This window comes from Bacteroidales bacterium, from assembly GCA_012517825.1.
Lineage (GTDB): Bacteria > Bacteroidota > Bacteroidia > Bacteroidales > JAAYUG01 > JAAYUG01.
Map to the genome: position 1 here is coordinate 1 of JAAYUG010000004.1, position 4,224 is coordinate 4,224.

At 45.5% G+C, this 4,224-nt stretch carries 2 protein-coding genes; both read right to left on the reverse strand.

Annotation, left to right across the window (positions count from 1 at the left end; translation table 11 throughout):
• Positions 1 to 683 (reverse strand): DUF1156 domain-containing protein (locus GX419_00100; GenBank protein ID NLI23093.1); only part of this gene is annotated, 683 nt, incomplete at its 3' end.
• Positions 680 to 4,033, reverse strand: a complete 3,354-nt coding sequence (locus tag GX419_00105; protein NLI23094.1) for a DUF3883 domain-containing protein — start codon at positions 4,031 to 4,033, stop codon at positions 680 to 682. The genes GX419_00100 and GX419_00105, both read right to left, overlap by 4 nt.
• Between the last annotated feature and the right edge of the window lie 191 nt (positions 4,034 to 4,224).

Genomic DNA, 4,224 nt, shown 5'->3' on the forward strand with positions numbered 1-4,224 from the left:
AAGGGAATTTCAGCACCACAGGAAGGTTTCTGGCAGGGAATAGTACGCGCCCAGATATAGCCTACTGGAATAGAACCGTCTGGTTCTTCCGGATAGAATTTTCCGATTTCTTTTTTGGCTTCTTCCAGCACCTGTTCACCCCAGCGTTTTACATCATCCAGCAGAGGATTAATAGTTCTTTTATTGGTCTGGGTCTGGCCAAGGTATGTATTTGTTTCTTCAATTTCTTTTGGTTTTCCATACTTCTGGGGGTATTCGAGGGTGCATTTCTGAATCAGCACCGCCACCGGGTTGTAATCGTTGCTGTAGGTTTCGCATCCGAGGCGGAGGGCTTCCAGGGGTATGGAACCACCCCCTCCGAAAGGGTCAAGCACCCTGGGCGGCACCCCGCCGTTGGCTTCCAGAATCTCCTTGCGGGCCTTTTCAATCATGGAAGGGTTTAGCGAGTTTTCCCACCTGGAGAAATCAATAATAAACTGCCGTTTTTTATTCCACTCATCAATGTTTTCAGGTGCTTTGATAAGGGCTGCATAGTTGGTAACCCGCGAAGAGGCGAGCGGCCGCCTCGCCCACCAGATGTGCAAGGTCGAAATATGTCCGTGGCGGATATTTTTTTCCTTGGCCGATTCAACACTTACTTCCTTAACAGGGAAAGATTCTTCGATAAACCGTTTGTCGTTCATGCCTTGATTCCTTTGCTGAAAATTTCGTTGTCGTTGACAAGATAGCGGACGATTTCCACTTTTTCCTCGGCCCTCAGCGTTTCGGCAGGGTTGGGGATAATGTGGAGTTCCGGGCTTGTAGCAGTATTAAATACCACATAGAGGTAATACTCGTTTCCAAAGCGCTGAGCTTTGAACCATTCGTTCTGAGTAAGGGCGACGGCTCCCGAGCGGGCACGTGCTTTTACTTCGATATAGCGTACTGTGCCGGTAATAGGGTCCTTTGAGCGGATATCAAATCCGAGGTTTTGGGCTGAAACATCCTCCGGTATCCGGCCCTGTTTCTGTTCGTATTCCATGGCTACCCGCATTCCTTCTGCTTCCACCTGAGCATCACTTACCATTTCCGTTTCTTTTCCATGCCATGGCCTCACCTGAATTATACCCAGAAACTTAGGTGCACTCATGGTGAGGCTTTGCTCTTTCTCTATTAGATTCTTTAATTCCCCAAGGGCTTTTTCATATTCTGCTTTACGTTCCTGTTTGTTCCGAATAACGAGGTCAACATTTTCGCCTTTTGCTTTTCTTTCTTCCAGGCCGATAAGTTCTTCATCCAGTTTGATGATGAGGTATTCAAGTGAGTTTACCCCGTATCGTTGTTTGATTTCAGCCTGACGTTTTCGTTCTTTGTAGAGTTCTGCTTTATAGGCTTCAAGTGTTCTGTTCGCCACCTTGTTAATGTTCTCTCTCATAGATTCGATGCCGGACAGGGGACTTTTCGGCGGATTGTTTTCTTCAGCCAGGTCCCAGATAATGGATGGAGGGACGGTTTTGGCGTTATTGTCCTCATCGAGATAGATTGAAAGAAGCCGCTTGCCGGCAACTGCGCCGGTGCCATCTTTAATTTCGCCTTCGTAAAAGAGGATATAGCCGTTCAGTTTTCCGTCGGGGTCGTAAAATAAAGCTCCCCGGGAGAGGGTATGGAAGAATGTATCTTCGACCCATTGCAGAATGGCTTCAAAAAGGGGGTGGCCAAAAGAAACAAATTCGGCAGTTTTGTTAATTTTCAGGAACTCTTTGTCGAAAGTAGCTTCGGGGTATCTGCGCAGAATACTGCCGAAGCATTTTTTAAAGGCTTCATTATCGGCAATTTTTCGGATTTCGAAGGGAATGTTTTCAATATCGAGTGCAGACTGTTGGAGCTTTTTAACACGGCCGCCTGATTTTTCGAAAGCTTTTATAAAGAAGTTTTGCGTATATTCGGGTATGAGGCGGTATTCCCTGGCCTTTTGAGCGAGGTCTTTAATGCGGGTATAGTCGATATATCGTGAAGCGAGTGTTTCTCCGAGGTTTTCCCTCACCTGGGCGATGTATTCTTCATCAACTTGGATTTCGATGCTTTTCAGGATTTCGTCAATATTCTTTGCGTTGACGGCTGCGTCGAGAATGGCCTGGGAAAACTGGCGGCTATCAATGATTTCGCCGAGCACATCGAAAACTTTGTCGTTGCCCAGGGCTTTTCTTATTTCTTCAATTTTATTGAAAAGGGCTGTGAGTACGCGACCTTCGCGGGTATCTTCGGCCACCAGGTTATGCACAAAAACTTCATGAATTTGGCCGTACCGGTGGATTCTTCCCATTCGTTGTTCCAGCCGGTTGGGGTTCCAGGGTATGTCGTAGTTGATCATCAGGTTGCAAAACTGCAGGTTGATACCTTCGCCGGCTGCTTCTGTAGCGATCAGTATTTCAGTATCGTTTTTAAAAACAGATTCCGCCTTTATTCTGTCTTCCAGTTTCATCAGGCCATGAATGGTATTGACCAAATAGCCCCATTCTTTGATTTTCTTTTCAAGGTATTCGAGTGTGTCGCGCGATTCGGTAAAAATGAGGATTTTCCTCTCGTTTTTTTCTGTTACTTTTGATCGAAGTTCTGAAAGGGATTCTTTTAATTTCTTGAGCTTGATTTCCTGTTCATTGCGGATGATTTCTGAAGCGCTCTTAATAAGGGCTTCGAGTGTTTGAATTTCCTTTAGAAGTTCTTCTCTTGTTTCCGCCACGCTAAGGGTTTCCCATTCGGCTTCTTTTTCCCAGCGATCCTGTTCACTCATTTCTTCCATTTCTTCCGGATCGGGTGTATCCCATTTGCCGTTGAGTTGCTGGGCTGAATTTGAAAGGAGTTCTTCCAGGCGTTTTTTTCTGCGCTCGAGCGATTTCAGCAGGGCGTATGTGCTTGAAGCAAGGCGTCGTTGCAGGATGACAAGAGCAAAGGCTACATTTCTCTTTTTGTCTTTTGAAAGCGCACGATTGTATTGGTTTTCGACGTAGCGTGAGAGGTCATTGTAAAGTTCTTTTTCGATGGGGGATAATTTTCCCAGGTCGAAAGGAACAGTTTTAACATGCCGGGGAAGGAAAAGGGGCCTGCCTTCAAAATCCTTCAGGTCTTCCTTAATTCTGCGGATAAAGAGCGGATTGTCTTTGTTTTTTATGGATTCTTGCACCATTTCATTGGTGGCAAAGAAACCGGGTTCAAGCAAGTCGAGGAAAAGCCGGAAGTTTTCGGGATCTCCCTTATGCGGTGTGGCGGTAAGGAAGATCATATGGTTCGTGATATCCGACAATTTTTCTCCCAGTTGGTAGCGATCGGATTTATCTATCTTTTCGCCGTATCGATAGGCACTCATTTTATGGGCTTCATCGACAATAATCAGGTCAAATCTGACGGCAGCCAGGGTTTGGATAATGTCATCCTTTTTGGCAAAGTCGATAGAAGTAATAATCTGGTTTTCTTTTTCCCATACATTGGTTCCATAAAGGGCATCGAACCGGGTGCGATCGACCACTTCGAAGATTTCGTCAAAACGATCTTTCAGTTCTCTTCTCCACTGGTCTTTGAGATGGCCGGGCGTGACAATAAGGATGCGCCGCACTAGCTGGCGGAGTTTGAGTTCTTTGATAATCAATCCGGCCATAATGGTTTTTCCTGCTCCGGGGTCGTCGGCAATGAGGAATCTGATGCGCGGACGTTTCAGTGCATGGCCATATACTGCTTCAATCTGATGGGGAAGCGGGTCAACCTTCGAAACGTTCATGGCCAGGAGAGGGTCGTAAAGCGAGGCATGGCGGTAACGTATAGCCTCCAGGGCCAGAAAAACCTTCCAGGCTTCGTGGGTAAAGTAACTGACACCAGTATCGGATTGAATATTTGAAAGATCGCTTAAAGGTATAAGCTGATCGATATGCTGGTTGCTTTTTGTTGTTGCTCCTATTATATGGATATACCCGTCCTGGTGCTCGGAGAATTTTACTAAAACAGGTTCAGGCCACATGGGTCCGCTTATTATTTCACCTTTTTTTATTGGCAGATCTTCCATACGAGCCATGTTCTTTTTGGAAAATCTAATCTATGAATAATTTTGATCAGATGGTGAAGGTAAGCACCTTTTTTTTCGGTATGAAGTTGTGAATTGGTTGTCGCTTTAATTAAAAAGGTCACATCCGGCTTATAAATTAGTTCTTTTACTTTCCTTTCTCCCCCCGTCAACTCTCAATGCTTCTGTTTATT